This window comes from Natrinema amylolyticum, from assembly GCF_020515625.1.
GTDB classification, from domain to species: domain Archaea; phylum Halobacteriota; class Halobacteria; order Halobacteriales; family Natrialbaceae; genus Natrinema; species Natrinema amylolyticum.
The window spans coordinates 392,847-414,784 of the sequence record NZ_JAIWPJ010000003.1; the positions used below are offsets into that span (position 1 = coordinate 392,847).

Here is a 21,938-nt window from a genome sequence, read left to right on the forward strand (position 1 = left end):
ACCCGCCGGTCCCACGCGACTGCGGCGCGCTCCCGCCGCTCAGTCGGTCGCGAACCCGTACTCGTCGGTCTCGCCCCTGCCGGGTGCGTCGCTCGAGGAGCCGCCGGTCGCGCCCGGATCGGCCCCCTCGAGATGCGCTCGGAAGAACGAGACCGTCGCAGCCGTCAGGAGGACGCCGACGGGGGCCGAAACGAGCAGTGCGAGCAGGAGCCCCGCACTGCCACTGCTCACCGATACCGACAGGACCGCGGACACGACGACCGCGGCGATCGCGTGCCAGAACGCGAAGCTGAGCACCGGTCCGCCCGCGGTCGTCAACCGAATCGACTGGCGAAACGCCTCGAGAAACGGAGCGTCGTCGACGACGAACAGGAACGGGACGGGGTAGAACACGTAGCCGAGGACGATGATCGCCGGAAACGCGAGCCAGACGAGCGGCCGTACGAGAACGAAAACCGGGAGTACCAGCAGGAACGTGCCGAATGCGACGAGATTGTACAGGACGAACCGCGGCGCGTAGGCGACCACACACGAGCCGACGGCGAGCGGCTCACCGCGGAGTCGCCGATCGAGTCCGCCGACGTACGCCGCCATCAGAATCCCAGATATCACCGCGTACGCGGCGAGCGCGAGGCCGAGCCACGCCATCGTCTCGGCGCTGATCGCCTCGAGCGGGACCGCGACGGTTTCGACGGGGGTCTCGATCGTCACGTCCGGCCCGCCGGATCCGGTCGATCCGACGGGGGTCGTCGGTTCGCCGGTCGGAGCGGGGTCGCCGGGCGCGTCGCCGATCGAGGGGGCGTGCGGGTCCCCGCTCGTGGTCCGCGTCGTCGCGGGTGGATCCGGCGGGTCCGCGAACCGCCACAGGTCCACGAGCGGCGTCGGCAGGAGGAACTCGAAGTTGACGGCGAACCCACGACCGGTGTGAGCGAGCGCGCGTTGCACCTTCTCGAACTCGAGCAACGCGGTGAACAGGGGAACGAGCGCGAACGCCCAGAACTCGTCGAACCGACCGGCGACTCGAGCCGCGTGCTGTCGAAACGAACCCGAACGCCCGTCGTCCGGATCGTCGGCGGGCGTCGACGGGCCGTCGTCCGAGGGCGGTCCGGTGTGCGGAGCGGGAACCATACGTCGCCGTACTCGTGACGGATCAGTGAACCTTTCCCTCGACGCGAACGTCGCGCTCGAGGACGGCGATGCAGACCTCTGAGGTGAGGCGGGGAGTCCGAACCCCCTCGAGAAACGGGGGCGACATATTTCTCCCTCGTTCCGGTATCGATACCTATGATCGATCTGCGCTCCGATACCGTCACGACGCCCGACGAGGTGATGCGCGAGGCCGCTGCGACCGCCGACGTCGGCGACGACGTCTACGGCGAGGACCCGACCGTAGCCGAACTCGAGGCCCGCGTCGCCGACCGGTTGGGAACCGAGGCGGCACTGTACTTCCCGACGGGGACGATGGCGAACCAGACCGCTGCCCGTGTCCACACCGAGCGCGGGCAGGAGGTGATCGCCGACCGACAGAGCCACGTCGTGAAGTACGAACTCGGCGGGATGGCCCAGCACGCGGGGCTACAGGTACGGATGCTCGACGCCGACCGCGGGGTTCCCTCGCCGGAGCGGATTGCAGCAGCGACGGTCGAGGAGGACCTGCATCGTCCCGAGACCGGCCTGCTCTGTCTCGAGAACACGCACAACGCTCGCGGCGGGCTCGCGATCGACCCCGACGCGATCGCGGCGGCGGCCGCGGCGGCCCGCGAACGCGACGTCCCGGTGCATCTCGACGGCGCGAGGCTGTTCAACGCCGCGATAGCGCTCGACGTCCCGGTCACCGACCTCACCGAGCCCGTCGACTCCGTCATGGTCTCCCTCTCGAAAGGGCTCGGCGCGCCCGTCGGCTCGGTGCTCGCCGGGAGCGAGGCGTTCATCGAGCGCGCCCGTCGCACGCGAAAGCTGTTCGGCGGCGGCATGCGCCAGGCCGGAATCATCGCGGGGCCGGCGCTCGAGGCCCTTTCGAACGTCGACGACCTCGAAACGGATCACGAGAACGCGCGCCTGCTCGCTGCGGGGATGGCCGCCGTCGACGGGTTCGACGTGCGAGATCCGGAGACGAACATCGTCCTCGCAGACGTGTCGGGAACGGGGCTCGAGCCCTCGACCGTCGTCGAGCGACTCGCGGAACGGGACGTGTTGGCGACGCCCTTCGGCCCGACGACGGTCCGGTTCTGTACGCACCGCGACATCGATCGCGAGGCCGTGGATCGGGCGCTCGAACGGCTCGACGCCGCGTTCGCCTGACGGGGGCGGGTTACCGTTCGCCGCGCATCCCGTCGCGGAACTCGAGGACCGTCCGTCGGAGGAGGAGATACGCGAAGAAGACCAATCCGAGCAGGATCAGGACGACCGCGATGATGACTGGGTCGTCGGGGAGGAAGCCGATGATGGAATCCAGCATACGCGGCGGCTACACTGTCAGCGTGGTTAACCGTTTCGACCTCGCTCGCGCCCGTGCGACCGGTTCGCTAACTAAAACCGGTCTTTCAGTTTGCGCTGCCTATAACGTCGGCCGGGCCGTCGGTCGAGGTGTGCCTCGATCGTCGGCTCTCCCCTCCCGACTCCGTTCCGAGGGCCGTTCTCGAGATCGAGGCCACTGTCCGTCCCTCCGATCGCGTCGGCCCGCCCGCGGCTCCGCTCCCGTCTGACGGCCGTCGCGGCGGGCGGGTCGACTTCCCCTGCTCTCGGTCCCGCGTCCGATCCGCCCCGCTGACGCTGTGTCCCCTGCCGTCCCGCTCGCCGGCTCACCGGTTCTTCCACCAGTCCTCCGTACTGGCCCCGTTTCCGTGTCACCGTCCTGCGTCGACGTCCCCGTTGCTCCCCGGAATCCGGACCGTTTCGATGACCGTCCCGTCCGGTTCGCGAATCTCGCCGGCGAGGCCGCCGTCCTCGGACTCCTCGAGCACGACGAAGCCAGGTCGATTCCCGCGCGGATCGGCGTGGCTGCCGGGGTTGAGCAACTGAACGTCCTCGGTCTCGACGACCGTCGGCCGGTGGCTGTGCCCGAAGACGACGACGTCGGCCCCACGCGAGCGACCGAACATCGCGAGTCCCGTCTCACCGCCGTCGCGTCGGTGAGTGACGGCGAACCGGACGCCGCCCGCCTCGACGACGCGAGCCGTTGGCAGGCGGTCGCGTACCGCCGCGCTGTCGGCGTTGCCGTGGACCGCGAACAGGCGGTCGCTCTCTTTCCGGAACCCCTCGAGCGCCGTCTCGCTCGTGAAATCGCCCGCGTGGACGACGGTCTCGGCCTCGCGGGCCGCAGTCAGCGCGTCGCCCTCGAGTTCGTGACCGCCGCTACTGTGCGTGTCCGAGAAGATCGCGATCATGGTCATCCTTCGCCCGTCACTGACAGGTTCCTTTCGGATGCGGTCGGCGGTGCCGAGTAGATCGGGGTCGGGAAGCGGTTCGTCCGGGTCCGGCCGATGACGGACCGGCTCTAGAACGGCTTACACTTTTAGGTCCACCCTCCGTAGTCGCCGGCGATGGCCAGTAGCACTTCCGTCGTGCTCGCCGCACTGTTCGCGAACGGCGCGATCGCGATTCTCAAATTCGTCGGGTTCACACTCACCGGGAGTCCCGCCATGCTGTCGGAGACGTACCACTCGATCTCGGACACGGGGAATCAGGTCTTCCTGTTGGTCGGGATCAAGTACGGTGCACAGGAGGCCACGCGGAGCCACCCGTTCGGCCACGGCAAGGCGCAGTTCTTCTACAGCCTGCTCGTGAGCATCATGCTCTTTGGCATCGCCGGCTGGGCGAGCGCCAGACACGGCTACAGCGCGCTGCAGGAGGGCGGCGTCCATCGGGCCAGCGAGGACGTCACGCTGCTCGGCGCACAGTTCGACCCCATCTTCGTCAACTACGCCGTGTTGCTCGGCGCGATCCTCTTCGAGTCCTATGCGCTCTGGAAGGCCTACCAGGGGATCAGTCGCCAGATGGACGAGCACGACTGGACGACCCTCCGCGAGGCGTTCAAAAAGACCAGCGACGTGACGACGCTGACCGCGCTCACCGAGGACTCCATCGCGCTCGCCGGTGCGGGAATCGCCCTCTTCGGGGTGTATCTCACCCGGACCACCGGAAACCCGATGTACGACGCCGGTTCGGCCCTCATCATCGGGATCATGCTCATGGGCTTCGCCCTCGCGCTCGGCTGGCAGAACAAGCGACTCATTCTCGGGGAGAGCCTCGCGAAAGACGACGAGGACGAACTCCGGCGGATCGTCACCGACTGGGACGGCGTCACCGAACTCGTCGACCTCCGAACCGTCTACTTCGGAGCCGAGGAACTGCTCCTCACGGCCGACGTGGCGTTCGAACCCGGTCTCGACGCCGAGACGATCAACGAACGCATCACGCAGATCGAACTCGCGCTGATGGAGCACGACGATCAGATCCAGAAGGTCTACATCGAACCCGAGACGTAGCCGTTTCGCCCCACGCCGAACGCTCTATTCTTCGCGTTCCTCGTCCGTATCGTCGTACCCTGCGACCACCGTCGATCCCGGCGGCCGATCGTTCAGTACCGCCGTCACCGTCGTCTCCTCGAGATCGACCGTCGACTCGAGGGGCTCCCACCCGTCCTCGATCTCGACGGCGACCGCCACGTCGGTCGGACTCGCGCCGGGCGGCAGTTTCGAGGGATCGTAGACGAGCGCGATCCGGACGGCCTCGACCGCCTTCAGCTCCTCGAGGTCTACGAGATCCACGGGGTCGGCGAGGGCGTCGACCGGCGGTTCGCGCCCGCTCTTCGCGAGGTCGAACCCGTCGGGGACGACGCCCGCGACGAGTTCGACGCGGGCTCCCACCTGCTCGAGGGTGTACTCGGCGACGTTACTGGCATCGTAGCCGGGAATAGCCATACCGGGGACAGGCACTCGAGACACATGGCCCTGTACCGCGCGTTCGCCGGCCGGTGGTGCTCGCCGTCGTCGGGCGGTCTTAAAGGGACCGGGCGAATCGAGACGAATCCTTTTATCGCAGCGCGAACCTATCGTATCGTGTGTCCGAGACTGCCGGGTACATGCGCTTTTTCCCGTACGACCAGCCGTACGAGAACCAGCGCGAGGCGATGGACCGCATCCACAACTCCCTCCATCGGGGACAGGACGTCCTCTTCGAGGGAGCCTGCGGGACCGGCAAGACCCTCTCGTCGCTGGTCCCCGCCCTCGAGATCGCTCGCGAGCAGGACAAGACGGTCGTCATCACGACCAACGTCCACCAGCAGATGCGCCAGTTCGTCGCCGAGGCCCGCGCGATCACCCGTGAGGAGTCCATCCGTGCGGTCGTCTTCAAGGGAAAGTCCTCGATGTGCCACATCGACGTGGACTACGAGGAGTGTCAGGCCCTGCGGGACAACACCCGCGCCGTCGTCGACGCCGAACGCGACCGCGACCAACTCGAGCGGCGACAGCGCGAACTGCTCGCCGAGAGCCAGGACGGCGACGGGTCGGCGGCAGACGCCCGCAGTGCCGTCATGGACGAACTCGAGGACATCGAGGATCGCCTCGAGGACTTAGCAGAGCAGAACGTCTGTGACTACTACCGCAATAATCTCACGGGAGACACGGACGACTTCTTCGGCTGGCTCTTCGAGGACGTCCGCACGCCCGACGAGATCTACGACTACGCCGAACAACAGCAGTTCTGCGGCTATGAACTGCTGAAAGAGGGGCTCGAAGGCGTCGATCTGGTCGTCTGTAACTACCACCATCTGCTCGATTCGACCATTCGCGAGCAGTTCTTCCGCTGGCTGGGCCGCGATCCCGACGATATCATCGCCGTCTTCGACGAGGCGCACAACGTCGAGGACGCCGCCCGCGAGCACGCGACCCGGACCTGCTCCGAGCGGACGTTCGACTCCGCGCTGGACGAACTCGCCGACGCGGACGATCCGCGCTCGGACGACGCCGCGAACGTCCTCTCGGCCTTTCACCGCGCGCTCGTCGAGACCTACGAGGACTCCTTCGGCTTCGGCGAGCGCGAACGGATCGGCGACGGCTGGGAGGACGTCCCCATCGCCAACGACGACCGGAAAGACGACCTCACCCTCGAGTTCCTGCAGCGCTACTCCGGTCGGGGGATCGAGGACGACTTGGAGGCCGCGATGAAACTCGGCCAGGAGTTAGACGAGCAGTACGAGGAGGCCTACCGCGAGGGCGAGACGGCCACGCGAACGGAGTGTCAGACCCTGCAGGCCGCGGCCTTCGTCAGCGCGTGGATGGCCGAGGGCTCCGCGGAGGGGCTCTACCCGGTCGTTTCCGTCACCCGCGACGCAGGTACCGACGAGATCTACGGCCGCGCGGAGCTGTACTCCTGTCTCCCGCGGCAGGTGACCGGCCGGCTGTTCGACGAGATCTACGCGACCGTCCTGATGAGCGCGACGCTGCAGCCGTTCGACGTCACCGAGAACGTGCTCGGCCTCGAGGACGCGGTGACGATGGCCTACGGACTACAGTTCCCCGCGGAGAATCGCCGAACGTACGCCGTCGAGAGCCCGCCGCTGTTCTCCTCGGACCGCGACGACCCCGCCGTCCAGGAGGAGGTGACGGAGACGATCCGCGACGCCGTCCGGATGACGCCCGGCAACACGCTCGCCTTCTTCCCCAACTACGGCGAGGCGGGTCGGTACGCCGACCGGCTCGAGACCCGCGGCGACCGCACCGTCTACCTGGACGAACCCGGCGAGTCCGTCGAGGAACTCCGGAAACAGTTCATCGCCGACGACGACGCGGTGCTCTGTACGTCGCTGTGGGGCACCCTCGCGGAGGGCGTGAGCTTCGACGGCGACGACGCTCACACGGTGTTGGTCGTCGGCGTCCCCTATCCGCACCTCGACGACCGTGCCGAGGCGGTTCAAGAGGCCTACGACGTGGCCTTCGACGGCACCGACACGGGCTGGCGATACGCCGTCGAGATCCCCACGGTCCGCAAGACCAGACAGGCGCTCGGGCGCGTCATCCGATCACCGGAGGACGTCGGCGTCCGCGCCCTGCTCGATCGGCGCTACTCGAGAGACGCGAAGTCGGACTTGGGTAAGTACAGCGTCAACGGCACCTTTCCGCACGAAGAGCGCGAGGAACTGATCGACATCGCGCCGGAGAAACTCAAGTTCTCGATGCTCAACTTCTACGGCGGTCACGACGCCTACGACGGCGAGCCGCCGGCACCGTGAGACTCTCGGCTATCGATTCTCGGACGACCGGACTGTCGGTCTCTCGGCGCGCGATCAGTCGGCGGTCGACGGCTCGAGGGGGTCCCACGCGTCGTAGCCGCCGGCCATGCTCGCGACCCGCTCGGCGTCGCCGTACTCCTCGATGAGGCGGGCGGCCTGAATTGACGTCTGTCCGATGTAACAGTAGACGACCACGTCGTCCGCCCAGTCCCGGTCGACGACGGTCTCCTCGAGTTCCGCGACGGTGACGTGTTCGGCCCCGGGGAGGTGGCCCTCGGCGTAGTCCTCGTCGCCGCGGATGTCGATGAGGTCGAACTCGTCGTCACGTTCGATGCGTTCGCGGACCGTCTCGGGGGCGAATTCCTCGACCATTATCCGTTCTGGAGAACAGCGGTACTTGTAGCCGCCGAAGTCGGAGCGCGGATTAATATATGAATTTTGTTATTCCTTATCCGAGCAGGCTACGGCGGCGAGAGGAGAGCTACGACGGTAGCGAGACCCGACTCACCGGGAGCTTGTACGTCCCGTCCCAAAACTCGAGTTCACTGACCGTCCACCGGACCGGCTCGATCTCGCGGTCGGCCAGCCGTTCCGCGGTCGCGAGGTCGCCGCCGCGCGCGAGCGTCACGTGCGGGACGTAGTCACCGCCCTCGAGTCCGTCGACGGTCTCGAAGGCCTCGGTGAGGTCGGCGTGGATCCCCTCGAGTCCGGGACTGTCGACGGCTAAATAGACGACCGGCGCCGAGCCCAGCGGCGGGTCTTCGAAGTAGTCGATGCCCGTGATCGCGGCCTCGACGGCGGGAGCGCCCTCGAGGGCTCGGTGGGCGCGGTGTTGGAGCTGTGCGACGTGGTCGGCCTCGCCGAGTCGCTTGAGCAGGCACGAGTGGTCCTCGCGAACGGTCTCGAACCCGATCAGGTCGGGGTGGAGCCGGTTCGCGAGCTGCCGAACGCGACCGGGGACCGGAACGTTGACGCTGTACACTTCGATCGATATTGGACCGAGACGGCTATCAGTCTGCTGGTCGCTCGCGACCGACGCCGCTCGACGGCCGGATTAGAACCGATCGAGCAACCAGAGGATGATCATCACGGCGATCGCGAGCTGGATAACGAGGGTGAACGGACCGAGCAGACTCGTGAGACTGCCGATCACCGCTCCGACGACCTCGAGCACGAGCAAGACGGCGATCAACCCGAGTATGAGTTTCAGCAGGCTTTCGACCCCGATCTCGCCGCGCGTATCGAACATATGTTCACCTTGTGGTGACTGTTTGAAAAACACATCGTTATCACGGTCGGAAAGACCTATTTAGACGGATCCGGCATATCATAGCAATGGAGGTGAGGGGGCTACGGGCCCTGTTGTGTGTGCTCGTGGTGGTTGCGTGTTCGATCGCGTTCGTCTCGGCCTCGGCCGGTGTCGCGGCAGACGTCGGGACGCAGCGAGCGGCGCTACAGGAAGCGCCCGACGGCCAAGGCGAGACGAACGAAACGCCGCGACTGGGGGAGGCCGATCAGACCTATATCGACGTGTACATCACCGAGAACGGTTCGGCACGGGTGACGGTCGACTACCAGTTCTATCTCTCCGACGAGAACCGGTCCGCGGAGTGGGAGTCCTTACGGGCGAACATCTCGAACAATACGGACTGGTACGTCGCCGAGGAACGCCGGAGTTGGAACGAGACGCTCTCCAAGGGTGAGAACGCGACCGACCGAGAGATGTCGCTCTCGAACGTCTCGATTACCACGGAGACGACGTCCAGACCGGAGGAGATCGGCCACGCGAGAGTCTCCTTCGTGTGGTCGCACTTCGCGCGCGTCCAGGTCAACAGGATCGAAGCGGGCACTGCCCTCTCCGGGTTCACGCTCACCGACGGCACGACGTTACAGTTCCGCTGGCCCGACGAGTACGCCGTCTACGAGAGCGAGGGCGAACTGGCGGTGGAACCGTCGCCGGAGGACCCACCGGACGGATCGGTCAGTTGGGACGGCGAACAGAACTTCCCCGACGACGAGCCCAGAATCGTGCTGATACAGAACAGCGATACGGGCACGGAAGAGCCCCAGTCCGGCGAGGAGCCGTCGATGCCGTGGGCGATCGTCACGCTCGCGCTCGCGTTGCTCGCGACGGTCGGCGTCGCCGGCTGGTTGATCGGCCGCAACCGTTCGAGCGGCGAGGCGACCGCCGACGGGGACGAGACCGTCCAACGAGCCGACGGTGCGGCCGTCTCAGAGCGAACCGTCCCCGACGGCCCCCCGCCGGAACTGCTGAGCAACGAGGAACGGGTCTTGCGACTGCTCGAGGAACGCGGCGGCCGGGTCAAACAACAGGAAGTCGTCTCGGAACTGGACTGGACCGAGGCCAAGACGAGTCAGGTCGTCGGCGACCTGCGCGAGAGCGACGAGATCGAGGTGTTCCGAATCGGTCGGGAGAACGTGCTGGCGTTACCCGAGGACGAATAGCGTCGGTATCCGGCCCGTCTATCGCGGTCTCGCTCTCTCGAGGCGAGTCCCGTCTCACTTCGATACTGATTCCAGTCGTTGGCATCGCGAGCGCGCCATCCATTGTTTCTACTACGCGCTCACTCTCTCCGAGATCGGCCGCGTCTCGCGGTCCTGACCGGCGGGAGCGCGATGTAGTAGGATTTAAGGCTGTGGATCCGCAGTGTTCTACCAATGAGCTACTCCGTCGGCACGATGCTCGCCGTTCCCGGTACCGACGGGACCCTCGCTCGGCGGCGACCGCGACGGGGCCTTTGAGCCCACTCTTTACTTCACCCCACGTCTCCGGATTGTTACACCATTCCCGAAACTGCAGAATTTTCGGTTAGCAGCTTCTCTACCGTTTATTTTCTAAAACGAAACCAACGAGCTTAAGTCCGTCCTGTGGGTTTACTCGAGTACGATATGACCCGCGTGGCACTTGCGTTTTCGGGCGGCCTGGACACGACTGTCTGTGTCCCGCTGCTCGAGGAAGAATACGGATACGACGACGTGATCGGCGTCACCGTCGACGTCGGCCAGCCGGCCGAAGAGTTCGACGAAGCCGAAGAAACCGCCGAGGCGCTCGGCCTCGAACACTACGTCGTCGACGCGCGAGAGGAATTCGCTCAACTCTGTCTCGAGAGCGTTCGCGCGAACGCGACCTATCAGGGCTACCCGCTGGGAACGGCGCTCGCCCGTCCGGTGATCGCGGAAGCGATCCTGGAAGTCGCGAAGGAACAGGACTGTACCGGCATCGCCCACGGCTGTACGGGCAAGGGCAACGACCAGCTCCGATTCGAGGCCGTCTGGCGCAGCTCGGACCTCGAGGTCATCGCCCCCGTGCGCGAACTCGGACTCACCCGCGAGTGGGAGAAAGAGTACGCCGCCGAAAAGGACCTGCCCGTCCAGGGCGGCAGCGGCGGCGACTGGTCGATCGACACCAACATCTGGAGTCGCTCGGTCGAGGGCGATAAGCTCGAGGATCCGAACTACGTCCCGCCGACGGAGATCTACGAGTGGACCGACGATCCCTCGGACGAGACCGAGGAGATCGAGATCACTTTCGAGAACGGCTACCCCGTCGCCGTCGACGGTCAGGAGTACGAGCCGGTCGAACTCATCGAACATCTCAACGAACTCGCCGGCGGGTACGGCGTCGGCCGCACCGACATGATGGAAGACCGCATGCTCGGGCTGAAGGTGCGCGAGAACTACGAGCACCCCGGTGCGACGACGCTGCTGAACGCCCACGAGGCCCTCGAGGGACTCGTCCTGACCCAGGAGGAGCGTCAGTTCAAGCAACAGATCGACCAGCAGTGGTCTCAGAAGGGCTACGAGGGCCTGATCGACGCGCCGCTCGTGAGCGCGCTCGAGAGCTTCATCGACGAGACCCAGAAGCGCGTCACCGGGACCGTTACGATCCGCTTCGAAGGCGGCCAGGCGCGTCCGGTCGCACGCGACAGCAAGTTCGCGGCCTACTCCGCCGAACACGCCTCCTTCGACACCGAGACGGTCGGAAAGATCAAGCAGGAAGACGCGACCGGCGTCGCGAAGTACCACGGCTTCCAGCGCCGCCTCGCGAACGAGGCGATCGCCGCGAACGCTGAAGACGAGGAAGTCGAACTCGCGACCGACGGGAGCGGTAGTAGCGAGGACGAGGAATAACGATGACCGAGGAGAGCGCTCACGACGGGTCCGAACTCGAGCCGGACGTCGCTACCGACGGCGGTTCCGACGACGAGGGGGTCGTCCGTCGGGACCGCTTCAGCGGCGGCCCCGCCCGGAGCTTCCTCTCCTCGCTCGCAGCGGACGAACGCATCTTCGAGGCCGATCTCGAGGTCGACCGCGCGCACACGGTCATGCTCGCCGAGCAGGAAATCATCGACGACGACGTGGCCGGGCAGATCCTGACCGCCCTCGACGCGATCGAGGTCGACGGCCACGGCTCGCTGCCCGACGGCGAGGACGTCCACGAGGCCATCGAGACGGCCGTGATCGAGCGCATCGGCGCGGACGGCGGCAAGATGCACACCGCCCGGTCGCGCAACGACGAGGTCGCGGCCTGCATCCGGTATCGCCTGCGCGAGGACGTCCTCGAGACGATCGAGACGACGCTCGCGCTCCGCGAGTCGCTGACCGATATCGCCGAAGCGCACACCGAGACGATCATGCCCGGCTACACGCACCTCCAGCCCGCCCAGCCGACCACCGTGGCGCACTGGGCGCTGGCCTACGAAGGGGCCGTCCGCCGGGACACCGAACGCTTGCTCGAGGCCTATTCGCGGATCAACGAATCGCCGCTCGGCGGCGCCGCGTTCGCGGGCACGACGTTCGATATCGACCGCGAGCGCACGGCTGACCTGCTCGGCTTCGATAGCGTCGTCGAAAATTCGATGGACGCCGCCTCGAGCCGGGACTTCCTGCTCGAGACGACGCAGGCGTTGTCGACACACGCGACGACGCTGTCGGGGCTGGCGGAGGACGTGATCATCTTCGCGAACCGCGGCTTCGTCGATCTGGCGGACGACTACTCCTCGACGTCGTCGATCATGCCCCAGAAGAAGAACCCGGACACGCTGGAACTGGTCCGCGCGGTCGCGGGCGATGCGGCCGGCGGCGTTCAGGGGCTGACGACGACGCTCAAGGGATTGCCCCGCGCGTACAACCGCGACCTCCAGCGGGCGACCACTCACGCCTGGGAGACCGTCGACGCCGTGACGGAAGCTAGTGAGGTCGCCGCAGGTGCGGTCGCGACGGCCGACTGGAACGAGGCGACGCTGGCCGCGGAGGCCGGCGAGGGGTTCTCGACGGCGACCGGCGTTGCGGACCTGCTGGCGGCCAACGGGCTGCCGTTCCGGACGGCGCACGAACTCGTGGCGATCGCCGCTGACAACGGTGCCGATTACGACGCCCTCGAGTCCGCCGCGCAGGAAGTACTCGGCGAATCGCTCGAGGCCCACGTCGATCCCGCGGCCGTCCGAGACGCGCTCGATCCCGTCGAGAGCGTCGCGAGTCGCGACTCGCAGGGCGGCCCCGCACCCAACGCTGTCGCCCCTCAGATCGAGTCGGGCCGTGAGGCCGTCGCGACCGAGGAGGAGACGCTGGGTGAGCTGGCCGACGCGCTCGAGGCCGCACACGAGGCGCTCCGGGCGGAGGTGAACGGCTATGTCTGAGGTCGTCCCTCCGGTGACGCGGACGAGTCAGCGGACGGAATCGCGCGCCGTCGTTCGGCCGGGTCGGCGGCGATCCCCGCGAGGGGACGAATTACCTACTCCATGATATGTCAAAGTAGACCTGCGGTGAAGTAGCCCCAGCGGACCGTTAGAGGGGAGTGCAGATAGTATAATTTTGCTGTTAAGTTCGAAGGCTTTAAGGGATCCCGGCTCCCACGTGCGAGTACAATGACCGAATGCGTCGAGTGTGGGGCTGAGGTGTCCCTGCACGACGATCTGGAAGTGGGAGAGATCGTTGACTGTACGACCTGTGGAGCCGAGCTGGAAGTCGTCGACACGGAGCCGCCAGTCCTCGAGCGGGCCCCCGAGCTCGAAGAGGACTGGGGTGAGTGACCTTGCAGACGGCCGCGATATCGCCGCACCCTTCGAAACACGTTCGCGGGGCGCGTAGCTCCGCGACCCCTACACAGAGGTGGCTCGCGTGAACGTCGGCATACTCTACTCACGGATTCGCAAGGACGAGAAGCTCCTGTTGAACGAGCTTCGCGAGCGCGATCACGAGGTCACGAAGATCGACGTTCGCAAGCAGACCTTCGACATCTCGGAAGCGCCCGCGGCGTTCGAGGGCCTCGACATCGTCGTCGACCGCTGTCTCGCTACGAGCCGGAGCCTGTACGCCACGCAGTTCTTCGAGGCCTACGGCATCCCCGTGGTCAACAGCCACGAGACCGCGGACATCTGCGCGGACAAGGTGAAAAACAGCCTCGCGCTCGAGAAGGCGGGGGTTCCCACGCCCGCGACGAAGGTCGCGTTCACGAAGGAGACGGCCATGGAGGCCATCGAGGAGTTCGGCTATCCGTGCGTCCTCAAACCCGTCGTGGGGTCGTGGGGTCGTCTGATGGCCAAGATCGACTCCGAGTCGGCCGCCGAGGCCATCTTGGAGCACAAGGCGACGCTGGGCCACTACGAGCACAAGGTGTTCTACGTCCAGGAGTTCGTCGAGAAGCCCGGCCGGGACATTCGCGTGCTCGCGGTCGACGGCGAGCCGATCGCCGGGATGGTCCGCTCGTCGGACCACTGGATCACCAACGCCGCCAAGGGTGCGGAGACGGACGTCTTCGACCTCGACGACGAGGCGCTGGAACTCGTCCGGAAAGCCAGCGACGCCGTCGGCGGCGGCTTGCTCGGTGTCGACCTGATGGAGACCGGTGACTCGTACACCGTTCACGAGGTCAACCACACCGTCGAGTTCAAGGCGCTCGACGAGGCCGTCGAGACCGACGTCGCCGGCACCGTCGTCGACTGGCTCGAGACGAAAGCCGCGGCCGCGGATCCGGAACTCGAGGTGACCGCCTGATGGCGGTCGGGACCGAGACCGGCGCGGACGAAAACGCCGAGACGATCACCGCGAGCGTCATCGGCGGGAGCGGCTTCACCGGCGGCGAACTCCTGCGACTGCTCGCCGGCCATCCCAACTTCGATATCACGGAGGTCACGAGTCGGTCGAAGGCCGGCAAGAGCGTCGGCTCCGTCCACCCGCCGCTGCGCGGGTCGGACCTGCGCTTTACCGAACCCGAGGACCTCGAGTCGGTCGACGTCCTGTTCGCGGCGACGCCACACGGCGTCTCCATGGGCCAGATCGACGACTTTTTCGACATTGCCGACACCGTCGTCGACCTCTCGGCGGACTTCCGCCTCGAGAGCGAGGATCAGTACGACGAGTGGTACGACGGCCACGACGCGCCGGAGTACTTAGAGAAGGCCGAATACGCCCTTCCCGAGATCAATCGCGAAAACCTCGAGGGTGCCGACCTCATCGCCGGTGGCGGCTGTAACGCCACCGCGACGATCCTCGGACTCTACCCGCTGTTCGAACACGACATCCTGGAGGGCGGCGAGCAGATCGTCGTCGACGTGAAAGTGGGGTCGTCGGAGGGCGGCGCCGGCGGCGGCGAGGCCTCGAGCCACCCCGAGCGCTCGGGCGTCGTGCGCCCCTACGCGCCGACCGGGCACCGTCACGAGGCCGAGATCGAGCAGTTCCTCGACACCTCTGTGGCCTTCACCTGCCACGCCGTGGACATGATCCGCGGTGCGAGCGCGACGAACCACGTCTTCCCGTCTGGCCCGGTCTCGAAGGGCGACCTCTGGCAGGCCTACCGCGGCTGCTACGAGGACGAGCCGTTCGTCCGAATGGCCGCCGGCGGTTCCGGCGTCTACCGCTACCCCGAACCGAAGGCGGTCGCCGGGACGAATCTGGCCGAGGTCGGCTTCGAACTCGACCCGTCGAACAAGCGAATCGTCGTCTTCTCGGCGATCGACAACATGATGAAGGGCTCCGCGGGGCAGGCGGTCCACGCCGCCAACGTCGCGCTGGGCCTCGAGGAGACGGCCGGACTCGAGTTTACGGGGCTCCACCCCGTGGGGGCGCCGTAAATGACGGTTGTCGTCAAGATCGGCGGCGCACGCGCCGTCGATCCCGAAGGCGCACTCGCCGACGTGGCCTCGCTCGTCGAGGACGGCGAAGACGTCGTCCTCACCCACGGCGGTTCGACCGCCGTCGACGAGACCTTAGAGGAACTCGGCGAGGAGCCCACCTACGTCGAAACGCCCGGCGGCGTCGTCGGGCGCTTCACCGACGAGCGTACCATGGACGTCTTCAAGATGGTCATGCCCGGCAAGCTCAACACCGATCTGGTGGAGAGCCTGCATAATGAAGGGGTGAACGCAGTCGGCCTCTCGGGCACGGACGGCAAACTACTCTGCGGCAAGCGCAAGTCCGCCGTCCGCGTGAAAGAGGACGGCAAGAAGAAGATCAAGCGCGGCGACCACTCGGGCAAGATCGAGTCCGTCAACGCGGACCTGCTCGAGACGACCCTCGCGGGCGGCTACACGCCGGTCGTCTCCGTTCCCATGCTCGGGAAGGAGAAATCGGGCGGCTACACGGCTGTCAACGCCGACGCCGACCGCGCCGCGGCCGCGATCGCGGGCGCGCTCGAGGCCGATCTGGTCGTGCTGACCGACGTCTCGGGGATCTACGAGGACCCCGACGACGAGTCGACGCGCATCGAGTCGGCGTCCACGCCCACCGAGTTCGAGGCCGTCAAAGAGGCCGCTGAAGGCTTCATGACGAAGAAAGTGATGGCTGCCGAGGAGGCCCTCGAGGGCGGTGCGGCGTCGGTCACCGTCGCGACCGCCAACGCCGACGAACCGATCACGAGCGCGCTCGCGGGCGAGGGGACGACCCTCGAGCCCGGCGTGCTCACGGACGAAACCGACGCGGAAACGGAGGCAGCAGAATGAGCGACCTGGATTTCGTCTCCGGTAGCAAGCCGATCGGCATCGAGCGCGGCGAGGGGCCGTTCCTCTACACCGCAGACGGCACGGAGTACCTCGATGCGGGCGCGAGTTTCGCCTGTACGCCGCTGGGTCACAGTTATCCCGCGGTCGTCGACGCGGTGCAGGAACAGGTCGGCGATCTGACGTTCGTCGACTCATCCTACCCCGTCCAGTCGCGCGAGGACGCCTACGCCGCGTTCGTCGCGGCGGCTCCGGACGGACTCGAGTCCGCCTGGTTCTGTAACTCCGGGACCGAGGCCAACGAGGCCGCGCTGAAGTTCGCCCGGTCCGCCACGGGAGAGTCGAAGATCGTCGCCGCCACCCGCTCGTTCCACGGGCGGACGATGGGGGCGCTCGCGGCGACCTGGAAGGACAAGTACAAGGAGCCCTACGAGCCGCTGGCCGGCGACGTGGAGTTCGTCCCCTACGGCGACGGCGAGGAGCTCGCGGCCGCCGTCGACGACGAGACGGCAGCCGTCATCTTAGAGCCGATTCAGGGCGAGGGCGGGATCAACGTTCCGCCGGCGGGCTACCTCGAGACCGCACGCGAACTGACCGACGAGGCCGGCGCGGCGCTCGTCTTGGACGAGGTCCAGACCGGTATGGGCCGCACGGGCGAGATGTGGGCCTGCCAGAACGCGGGCGTCACGCCCGACGTGCTGACGACGGCAAAGGGCCTGGGCAACGGCCTGCCCGTCGGTGCGGTCGCGGTGCGGGACTGGATCGCCGACGGCGCGGCCTCGCACAACGCCACGTTCAGCGGCGGCCCCGTCGTCGCCGCGTCGGTTCACGCGACTGTCTCGACGCTGGTCGAGGAGGAGTGGCCCACCCACGCCGCCGAAATCGGCGACTATCTCGTCACCGAACTCGAGGCGGCGCTGGGCGACGAGGTGCGCGAGGTCCGCGGTGACGGCCTGCTCGTCGGCCTCGAGTTGAAACGAGGCGCGAACCGCGTCGCCCGCGATCTGGCGATGAACCAGCAGGTGCTCGCGCTGCCCGCGGGCCGGACCGTGCTGCGACTGCTACCGCCGCTCGTGATCGACGAGGCGGAGGCGGACCAGCTCGTAGAGGCGCTGACCGCGGTCGTCGCACCCGACACCGACTCATAATCATGAACGCAAGCTCGAGCGAACCGATGAACGTGACGGCGGCGGACGCCCGAGAACTGCTGATCGATCTCGTTTCGATCCCCTCGCCGACCCGCGAGGAACGCGAGGCGGCCGAACGCCTCGTTGACTTCTTCGAGGCCCACGACCGGGAGGTCTGGATCGACGCGGTCGGGAACGTCCGCGCACCGGCGGACGACGCCGTGTTGCTGACCTCGCACATCGACACCGTGCCGGGGGACATCCCTGTCGAGGTCGAAGAGACCGGCGACGACGAGATCCTTTGGGGTCGCGGTAGCGTCGACGCGACGGGGCCCCTCGCCGCGATGGCGGCCGCCGCCGTCCGCACCGGCGTCTCCTTCGTCGGCGTCGTCGGCGAGGAAATCGACTCGAAGGGGTCGCGCTACCTGGTCGACGACCGAGAGGAGCCGCCGGACGCCGTCGTCAACGGCGAGCCGTCCGGCGCCGACGGGATCACGCTCGGCTATCGCGGTCTGATCGCCGGCACCTACGTCGCGACCAGCGAGTCCGGCCACACCTCCCGTCCGGACCCGAACGCGATCCAACACGCCGTCCGCTGGTGGTCGGCCGTCGAGGAGTACTTCGAGGGCGACGAGTACGAACCGGTCTTCGAGCAGGTGACGACCAAGCCGGTCGACATCGAAGGCGGCGTCAGCGAGGACGGCCTCTCCGTCGAGGCGACGATGGACGTCCAGTTGCGCGTGCCGCCGGCTCTCGACGTCGGAACCGTCCGCGAAGCCGCGGAAGCCGAACTCGAGGTCGGGACCGTGACCTGGAAGGACAAGGTCCCGCCGGTGATGATGAGCTCGCGAACCGAGGTCGCACGGGCATTTCGCGTCGCCATCCGCAAGGAAGGCGGCGATCCTCGCTTGGTGCGAAAGACCGGAACGAGCGACATGAACATCTACGCCGGGGCCTGGGACTGCCCGATGGTCACCTACGGGCCGGGCAACTCGGACCTCGATCACGCGCCCGACGAACGACTGCCGCTGTCGGAGTTCGACCAGTCGGTATCGGTCCTCGAGCGCGTCGCGCGCACACTCAGTGAGCAATAGTATTTTCAGACGAGCTATCAGACCATGACAACAGTGACGAACGATACGCAGCCGAGACACTTCCTCGATGTCGACGACCTCTCCGAGGCGGAACTGTTCGCAGTTCTCGACAGGGCCGACGAGTACAAACGCGCCGTCGAAGCCGGCGAGGATCACGCCGACTTGTCCGGACAGACCCTCGGGATGCTCTTCCAGAAGGCGAGTACCCGTACCCGGGTCTCCTTCGAGACGGGCATGACCCAACTCGGCGGGCACGCGATCTTCCTCGGGGAAGACGACATCCAACTCGGCCGGGGCGAACCGCTGAAAGACACCTCGCGTGCGCTCTCGCGGTACGTCGACGCCGTGATGGCCCGTGTCTTCAAACACGAGAACGTCGAGGTGCTCGCGGAGTACTCCTCGGTGCCGATCGTCAACGGCCTCACCGACGACGCCCACCCCTGCCAGACGCTCGCGGACCTGCTGACCATCCGCGAACACAAGGGCGGGTTCGACGACGTCTCGGCGGTCTGGATCGGCGACGGCAACAACGTCGCCCAGTCGTTCGCGCTCGGCGCTGCGCTGACGGACATCGATCTGACGGTCGCGACGCCCGAGGGCTACGAGATCGATGACGACGTCCTCGAGCGCGCCCGCGAACTCGGCGGTGACCCGACCGTCACGACCGATCCCGTCGAGGCGGTCACCGACGCGGACGTCATCTACACGGACGTCTGGATCAGTATGGGACAGGAGGACGAACGCGACGTCCGAATGAACGACTTCGAGGGGTTCCAGGTCTGCTCGGACTTACTCGAGCACGCCCCCGAGGCGTCGGTTATGCACTGCCTTCCGGCCCACCGCGGCGAGGAGATCACGGACGACGTCATCGAGGGCGATCGATCGATCGTCTTCGATCAGGCCGAAAACCGCCTTCACGCCCAGAAGGCGCTGTTGAGCTGGCTGCTCGAGTAGCACCGACCGCGAGTGAAACGAGCGGGCGGCTTTTTGGTCCAGATTTTTTCGTGAGCGGTGAGTGGAACGAACCCGAATGAAAAAAGGTGGGTTGTAGAACCGCCTTCACGCCCAGAAGGCGCTGTTGAGCTGGCTGCTCGAGTAGCGCGTCGGGAGCGACCGTCGCAGTCGCAGTTGTCGGTCCCTACTCGACCGGTACTCTTCGTCCTCGCGAAGAAATTCCCACTTTCTCTAGTCAATTCGCTGTTGATACGATCCAGAATCTGTTCGGATAGTTGAACTATCTGTCGCCGTTATACGGGCGTTGATCGATGGCTCGACTGAACCATGTTGTTCAGACTGGTACTCGCGACGGTTCTCATGTTGCTGGTTCCGGCGGCCCTGATCGCGATGATCGTGCTGTAACGGCGATGAGGGGGTGAGGTATCGACGACCGACTGCGGGGATCGGGGCGCTCCCGGTCGCCGATCCGACCGTTCACCGGCGAGGACAACCCCTTTTAGCGTCGTCCGTCTACTGAGCGGTGATGTCCGACTCGCTCCGGATCGACGCCGGTGAACGCACGACTGACGAGATCATCGACGCGATTCGGGACGGTCGACGAGTCGTCGTGCGAACGACGATGCTCGAGGACGACTACGAGGTGACGTTGCGCTACGACGGCTCGGTCTACTACTGCGATACGCCGACGCAACTCCACCGTCACGAGAGCGAATCCGAGATGCGGACCTGTCTTCGGAAGATGGGCTACGGGACACCGCCCGAGGACGCGTGATGCCAGCGGTCGCGATGTCGGCCTCGGCGAGGTCGCGACGTCCGCCCCGGCGAGTATTTTTACGCGCTGGGCCGTACGGATCGGTATGGCCGACGCCCCCCAGCATCGTCTCGGGGAACTGATGGAGGAATCGGACCCGCCGTTCGAAGAGGTGATGAGTTGCGTCTTCGGTATCGAAGACCACGAGACGCGGACGTATCTCGCGCTGTGTGACCGACCCGGCAGTACGATCGAGGAGTTGGCCGCGGCCCTCGAGCGCGACCGGAGTACCGTCAACCGCTCCCTCTCGACGCTCCGCGAGCGCGGGCTCGTTCGCCGGGATCGGCGGCTACTCGACGGCGGCGGCTACGTCTATCAGTACACCGCTATCGCGCTGCCCGAGGCCAAGGAACTGCTCCACGAAGCGCTGGACGCCTGGACGGCGACGGTTCACGACGTGATCGACGAATTCGACGGACGTCAGTGATCGGTCCCACTGCCGAATCCACTTGCTTTTTGCACGTCGCCTCCCTCTGACCGACAATGAGTCTCAGTCTCTCGGCCGACCGGCCGGAACGACCCGACGACGCCGACGACGGCGTCTGGCTCGAGTGCATCGAGTGCGGCGAGACGTTCGCCCCCTTCGACGACGTCCGATACACCTGCGACGACTGTAACGGGCTGCTCGAGGTCCGCTACGCCGACCTGCCGACGTTCGACGACTTCGAGGGCGAGGGCGTCTGGCGCTACGCCGACGCGCTGCCATTCGAATCCGGCGTCTCGATTCAGGAGGGCGCGACGCCGCTGTACGAGGTGCCCCGTCTCGAGGAGGAGGTCGGCGTCGAGGCCCTGCGAATCAAACACGAGGGGATGAATCCGACGGGGTCGTTTAAGGACCGCGGGATGACCGTCGGCGTGCGAGTCGCGAAGGAACTCGACGTCGGTCGGTTGGCCTGTGCCTCGACGGGCAACACCAGCGCCGCGCTGGCCGCCTACGGCTCCCGCGGCGGCATGCAGACGCTCGTGCTCCTCCCCGCCGGCAAGGTCGCCGCCGGGAAGATCGCACAAGCCAGCCTCCACGGCGCGCGCATCTTGGAGGTCGACGGCAACTTCGACGCCTGTCTCGACATCGTCCAGGAACTCGCGGGTCAGGGCGAGGCCTATCTGCTGAACTCGCTGAACCCGTTCCGGCTCGAGGGCCAGAAGACGATCGGCCTCGAGATCCTCGAGGGCTTCCTCGCGGACTACGACGCCGTTCCGGACCGTATCGTGCTGCCCGTCGGCAACGCGGGCAACACGTCGGCGCTGTACAAGGCCTTCCGCGAACTCGTCCAGGCGGGCGAACTCGCGGAAGACGACGTGCCGAAACTGACCGGCGTTCAGGCCGAGGGCGCTGCACCGATGGTCGAGGCGATCGAGAACGGGGCCGACGAGGTCCGTCGCTGGGAGGACGTCGAGACCCGCGCGACCGCGATCCGGATCGGGAACCCGGTCAACGCGCCGAAGGCCCTGCCCGGCATCCGCGAGACCGGCGGCACCGCCGTCGCGGTCTCCGACGAGGAGATCACCGAGGCCCAGCGCGATATCGCCGGCGAGGGGATCGGCGTCGAACCCGCCTCCGCCGCCTCGATCGCCGGCTTGCGAAAGCTCCGCGCCGAAGGGATCGTCGAGGACGACGAACGCGTCGCCTGTCTCACCACCGGCCACCTGCTCAAGGATCCCGATGCCGCGGCCGCCGCCGGCAGCGAACCCGAACCCGTGCCGGCCGACACGCAGGGAGTACTCGAGCATCTCGCGGAGTAACGTCGTTCGGACGCA

23 protein-coding genes are annotated in these 21,938 nt (G+C 66.6%); 16 read left to right on the forward strand and 7 right to left on the reverse strand.

Annotated elements, in window-relative coordinates; translation table 11 throughout:
* Positions 1–39 precede the first annotated feature (39 nt).
* The gene (locus tag LDH66_RS17590; RefSeq protein ID WP_226482387.1) at positions 40–1,128 is read right to left on the reverse strand and encodes a hypothetical protein; all 1,089 of its coding nucleotides are present in this window, start codon (positions 1,126–1,128) and stop codon (positions 40–42) included.
* 156 nt (positions 1,129–1,284) lie between these two features.
* Here LDH66_RS17590 and LDH66_RS17595 point away from each other — a divergent pair, with 156 nt between their 5' ends.
* Positions 1,285–2,301 carry a threonine aldolase family protein gene (locus LDH66_RS17595; protein ID WP_226482388.1) on the forward strand — a complete coding sequence of 339 codons (1,017 nt, stop codon included), beginning with the start codon at positions 1,285–1,287 and terminating at the stop codon, positions 2,299–2,301.
* A gap of 10 nt (positions 2,302–2,311) precedes the next feature.
* Here LDH66_RS17595 and LDH66_RS17600 read toward each other — a convergent pair whose 3' ends face one another.
* Together LDH66_RS17600 and LDH66_RS17605 are read right to left on the reverse strand one after the other, a co-directional pair.
* The gene (locus LDH66_RS17600) at positions 2,312–2,458 is read right to left on the reverse strand and encodes a DUF7859 family protein (protein WP_226482389.1); all 147 of its coding nucleotides are present in this window, start codon (positions 2,456–2,458) and stop codon (positions 2,312–2,314) included.
* A gap of 388 nt (positions 2,459–2,846) precedes the next feature.
* On the reverse strand, positions 2,847–3,386 hold the full coding sequence (locus tag LDH66_RS17605; protein ID WP_226482627.1) for a metallophosphoesterase: 540 nt from the start codon (positions 3,384–3,386) through the stop codon (positions 2,847–2,849).
* Between the two features lie 156 nt (positions 3,387–3,542).
* On the opposite strand from LDH66_RS17605, the gene LDH66_RS17610 reads away from it, so the two are divergent.
* Positions 3,543–4,487, forward strand: coding sequence for a cation diffusion facilitator family transporter (locus LDH66_RS17610; RefSeq protein WP_226482390.1), 945 nt, complete (start codon positions 3,543–3,545; stop codon positions 4,485–4,487).
* Between the two features lie 24 nt (positions 4,488–4,511).
* Here LDH66_RS17610 and LDH66_RS17615 read toward each other — a convergent pair whose 3' ends face one another.
* Complete coding sequence (locus LDH66_RS17615; RefSeq protein WP_226482391.1) at positions 4,512–4,922, reverse strand: hypothetical protein; 411 nt, start codon at positions 4,920–4,922, stop codon at positions 4,512–4,514.
* Between the two features lie 161 nt (positions 4,923–5,083).
* On the opposite strand from LDH66_RS17615, the gene LDH66_RS17620 reads away from it, so the two are divergent.
* Positions 5,084–7,234, forward strand: coding sequence for an ATP-dependent DNA helicase (locus LDH66_RS17620; protein WP_226482628.1), 2,151 nt, complete (start codon positions 5,084–5,086; stop codon positions 7,232–7,234).
* A 54-nt stretch (positions 7,235–7,288) separates the two neighbouring features.
* Here the strand turns inward: LDH66_RS17620 and LDH66_RS17625 are convergent, their stop codons facing one another.
* The 3 genes from LDH66_RS17625 to LDH66_RS17635 form a co-directional block, all read right to left on the reverse strand.
* Positions 7,289–7,606, reverse strand: a complete 318-nt coding sequence (locus LDH66_RS17625) for a rhodanese-like domain-containing protein (RefSeq protein ID WP_226482392.1) — start codon at positions 7,604–7,606, stop codon at positions 7,289–7,291.
* Positions 7,607–7,715: 109 nt separating this feature from the next.
* The gene (locus tag LDH66_RS17630; RefSeq protein WP_226482393.1) at positions 7,716–8,216 is read right to left on the reverse strand and encodes a 2'-5' RNA ligase family protein; all 501 of its coding nucleotides are present in this window, start codon (positions 8,214–8,216) and stop codon (positions 7,716–7,718) included.
* Between the two features lie 72 nt (positions 8,217–8,288).
* The gene (locus LDH66_RS17635) at positions 8,289–8,483 is read right to left on the reverse strand and encodes a DUF7554 family protein (RefSeq protein WP_226482394.1); all 195 of its coding nucleotides are present in this window, start codon (positions 8,481–8,483) and stop codon (positions 8,289–8,291) included.
* A gap of 86 nt (positions 8,484–8,569) precedes the next feature.
* Here LDH66_RS17635 and LDH66_RS17640 point away from each other — a divergent pair, with 86 nt between their 5' ends.
* From LDH66_RS17640 to thrC, 13 genes are all read left to right on the forward strand, one after another.
* The gene (locus LDH66_RS17640; RefSeq protein ID WP_226482395.1) at positions 8,570–9,700 is read left to right on the forward strand and encodes a helix-turn-helix transcriptional regulator; all 1,131 of its coding nucleotides are present in this window, start codon (positions 8,570–8,572) and stop codon (positions 9,698–9,700) included.
* A gap of 444 nt (positions 9,701–10,144) precedes the next feature.
* Positions 10,145–11,386 (forward strand): argininosuccinate synthase, encoded by a 1,242-nt coding sequence (locus LDH66_RS17645; RefSeq protein WP_226482396.1) that lies wholly within the window; start codon positions 10,145–10,147, stop codon positions 11,384–11,386.
* Positions 11,387–11,388: 2 nt separating this feature from the next.
* Positions 11,389–12,894 carry an argininosuccinate lyase gene (gene argH, locus LDH66_RS17650; RefSeq protein ID WP_226482397.1) on the forward strand — a complete coding sequence of 502 codons (1,506 nt, stop codon included), beginning with the start codon at positions 11,389–11,391 and terminating at the stop codon, positions 12,892–12,894.
* A 228-nt stretch (positions 12,895–13,122) separates the two neighbouring features.
* Positions 13,123–13,287 carry a lysine biosynthesis protein LysW gene (lysW, locus tag LDH66_RS17655; RefSeq protein WP_005554620.1) on the forward strand — a complete coding sequence of 55 codons (165 nt, stop codon included), beginning with the start codon at positions 13,123–13,125 and terminating at the stop codon, positions 13,285–13,287.
* Between the two features lie 88 nt (positions 13,288–13,375).
* On the forward strand, positions 13,376–14,251 hold the full coding sequence (gene lysX, locus LDH66_RS17660; RefSeq protein WP_226482398.1) for a lysine biosynthesis protein LysX: 876 nt from the start codon (positions 13,376–13,378) through the stop codon (positions 14,249–14,251).
* Positions 14,251–15,327 carry an N-acetyl-gamma-glutamyl-phosphate reductase gene (argC, locus tag LDH66_RS17665; protein ID WP_226482399.1) on the forward strand — a complete coding sequence of 359 codons (1,077 nt, stop codon included), beginning with the start codon at positions 14,251–14,253 and terminating at the stop codon, positions 15,325–15,327. Before lysX ends, argC begins: the two co-directional genes overlap by 1 nt.
* Positions 15,328–16,194, forward strand: a complete 867-nt coding sequence (locus LDH66_RS17670; RefSeq protein ID WP_226482400.1) for an acetylglutamate/acetylaminoadipate kinase — start codon at positions 15,328–15,330, stop codon at positions 16,192–16,194. It begins immediately after the preceding gene.
* Positions 16,191–17,339 (forward strand): aspartate aminotransferase family protein, encoded by a 1,149-nt coding sequence (locus LDH66_RS17675; RefSeq protein ID WP_226482401.1) that lies wholly within the window; start codon positions 16,191–16,193, stop codon positions 17,337–17,339. The genes LDH66_RS17670 and LDH66_RS17675 overlap by 4 nt, the downstream gene beginning before the upstream one ends.
* 2 nt (positions 17,340–17,341) lie before the next feature.
* Complete coding sequence (locus LDH66_RS17680; RefSeq protein ID WP_226482402.1) at positions 17,342–18,412, forward strand: [LysW]-lysine hydrolase; 1,071 nt, start codon at positions 17,342–17,344, stop codon at positions 18,410–18,412.
* Between the two features lie 24 nt (positions 18,413–18,436).
* Positions 18,437–19,366: an ornithine carbamoyltransferase gene (gene argF, locus LDH66_RS17685; protein ID WP_226482403.1), complete on the forward strand. Its 930-nt coding sequence runs from the start codon at positions 18,437–18,439 to the stop codon at positions 19,364–19,366.
* Between the two features lie 526 nt (positions 19,367–19,892).
* On the forward strand, positions 19,893–20,141 hold the full coding sequence (locus LDH66_RS17690; protein WP_226482404.1) for a DUF8001 family protein: 249 nt from the start codon (positions 19,893–19,895) through the stop codon (positions 20,139–20,141).
* Between the two features lie 85 nt (positions 20,142–20,226).
* Positions 20,227–20,607: a helix-turn-helix domain-containing protein gene (locus LDH66_RS17695; protein ID WP_226482405.1), complete on the forward strand. Its 381-nt coding sequence runs from the start codon at positions 20,227–20,229 to the stop codon at positions 20,605–20,607.
* 56 nt (positions 20,608–20,663) lie between these two features.
* Positions 20,664–21,923 (forward strand): threonine synthase, encoded by a 1,260-nt coding sequence (thrC, locus tag LDH66_RS17700; RefSeq protein WP_226482406.1) that lies wholly within the window; start codon positions 20,664–20,666, stop codon positions 21,921–21,923.
* Positions 21,924–21,938 lie beyond the last annotated feature (15 nt).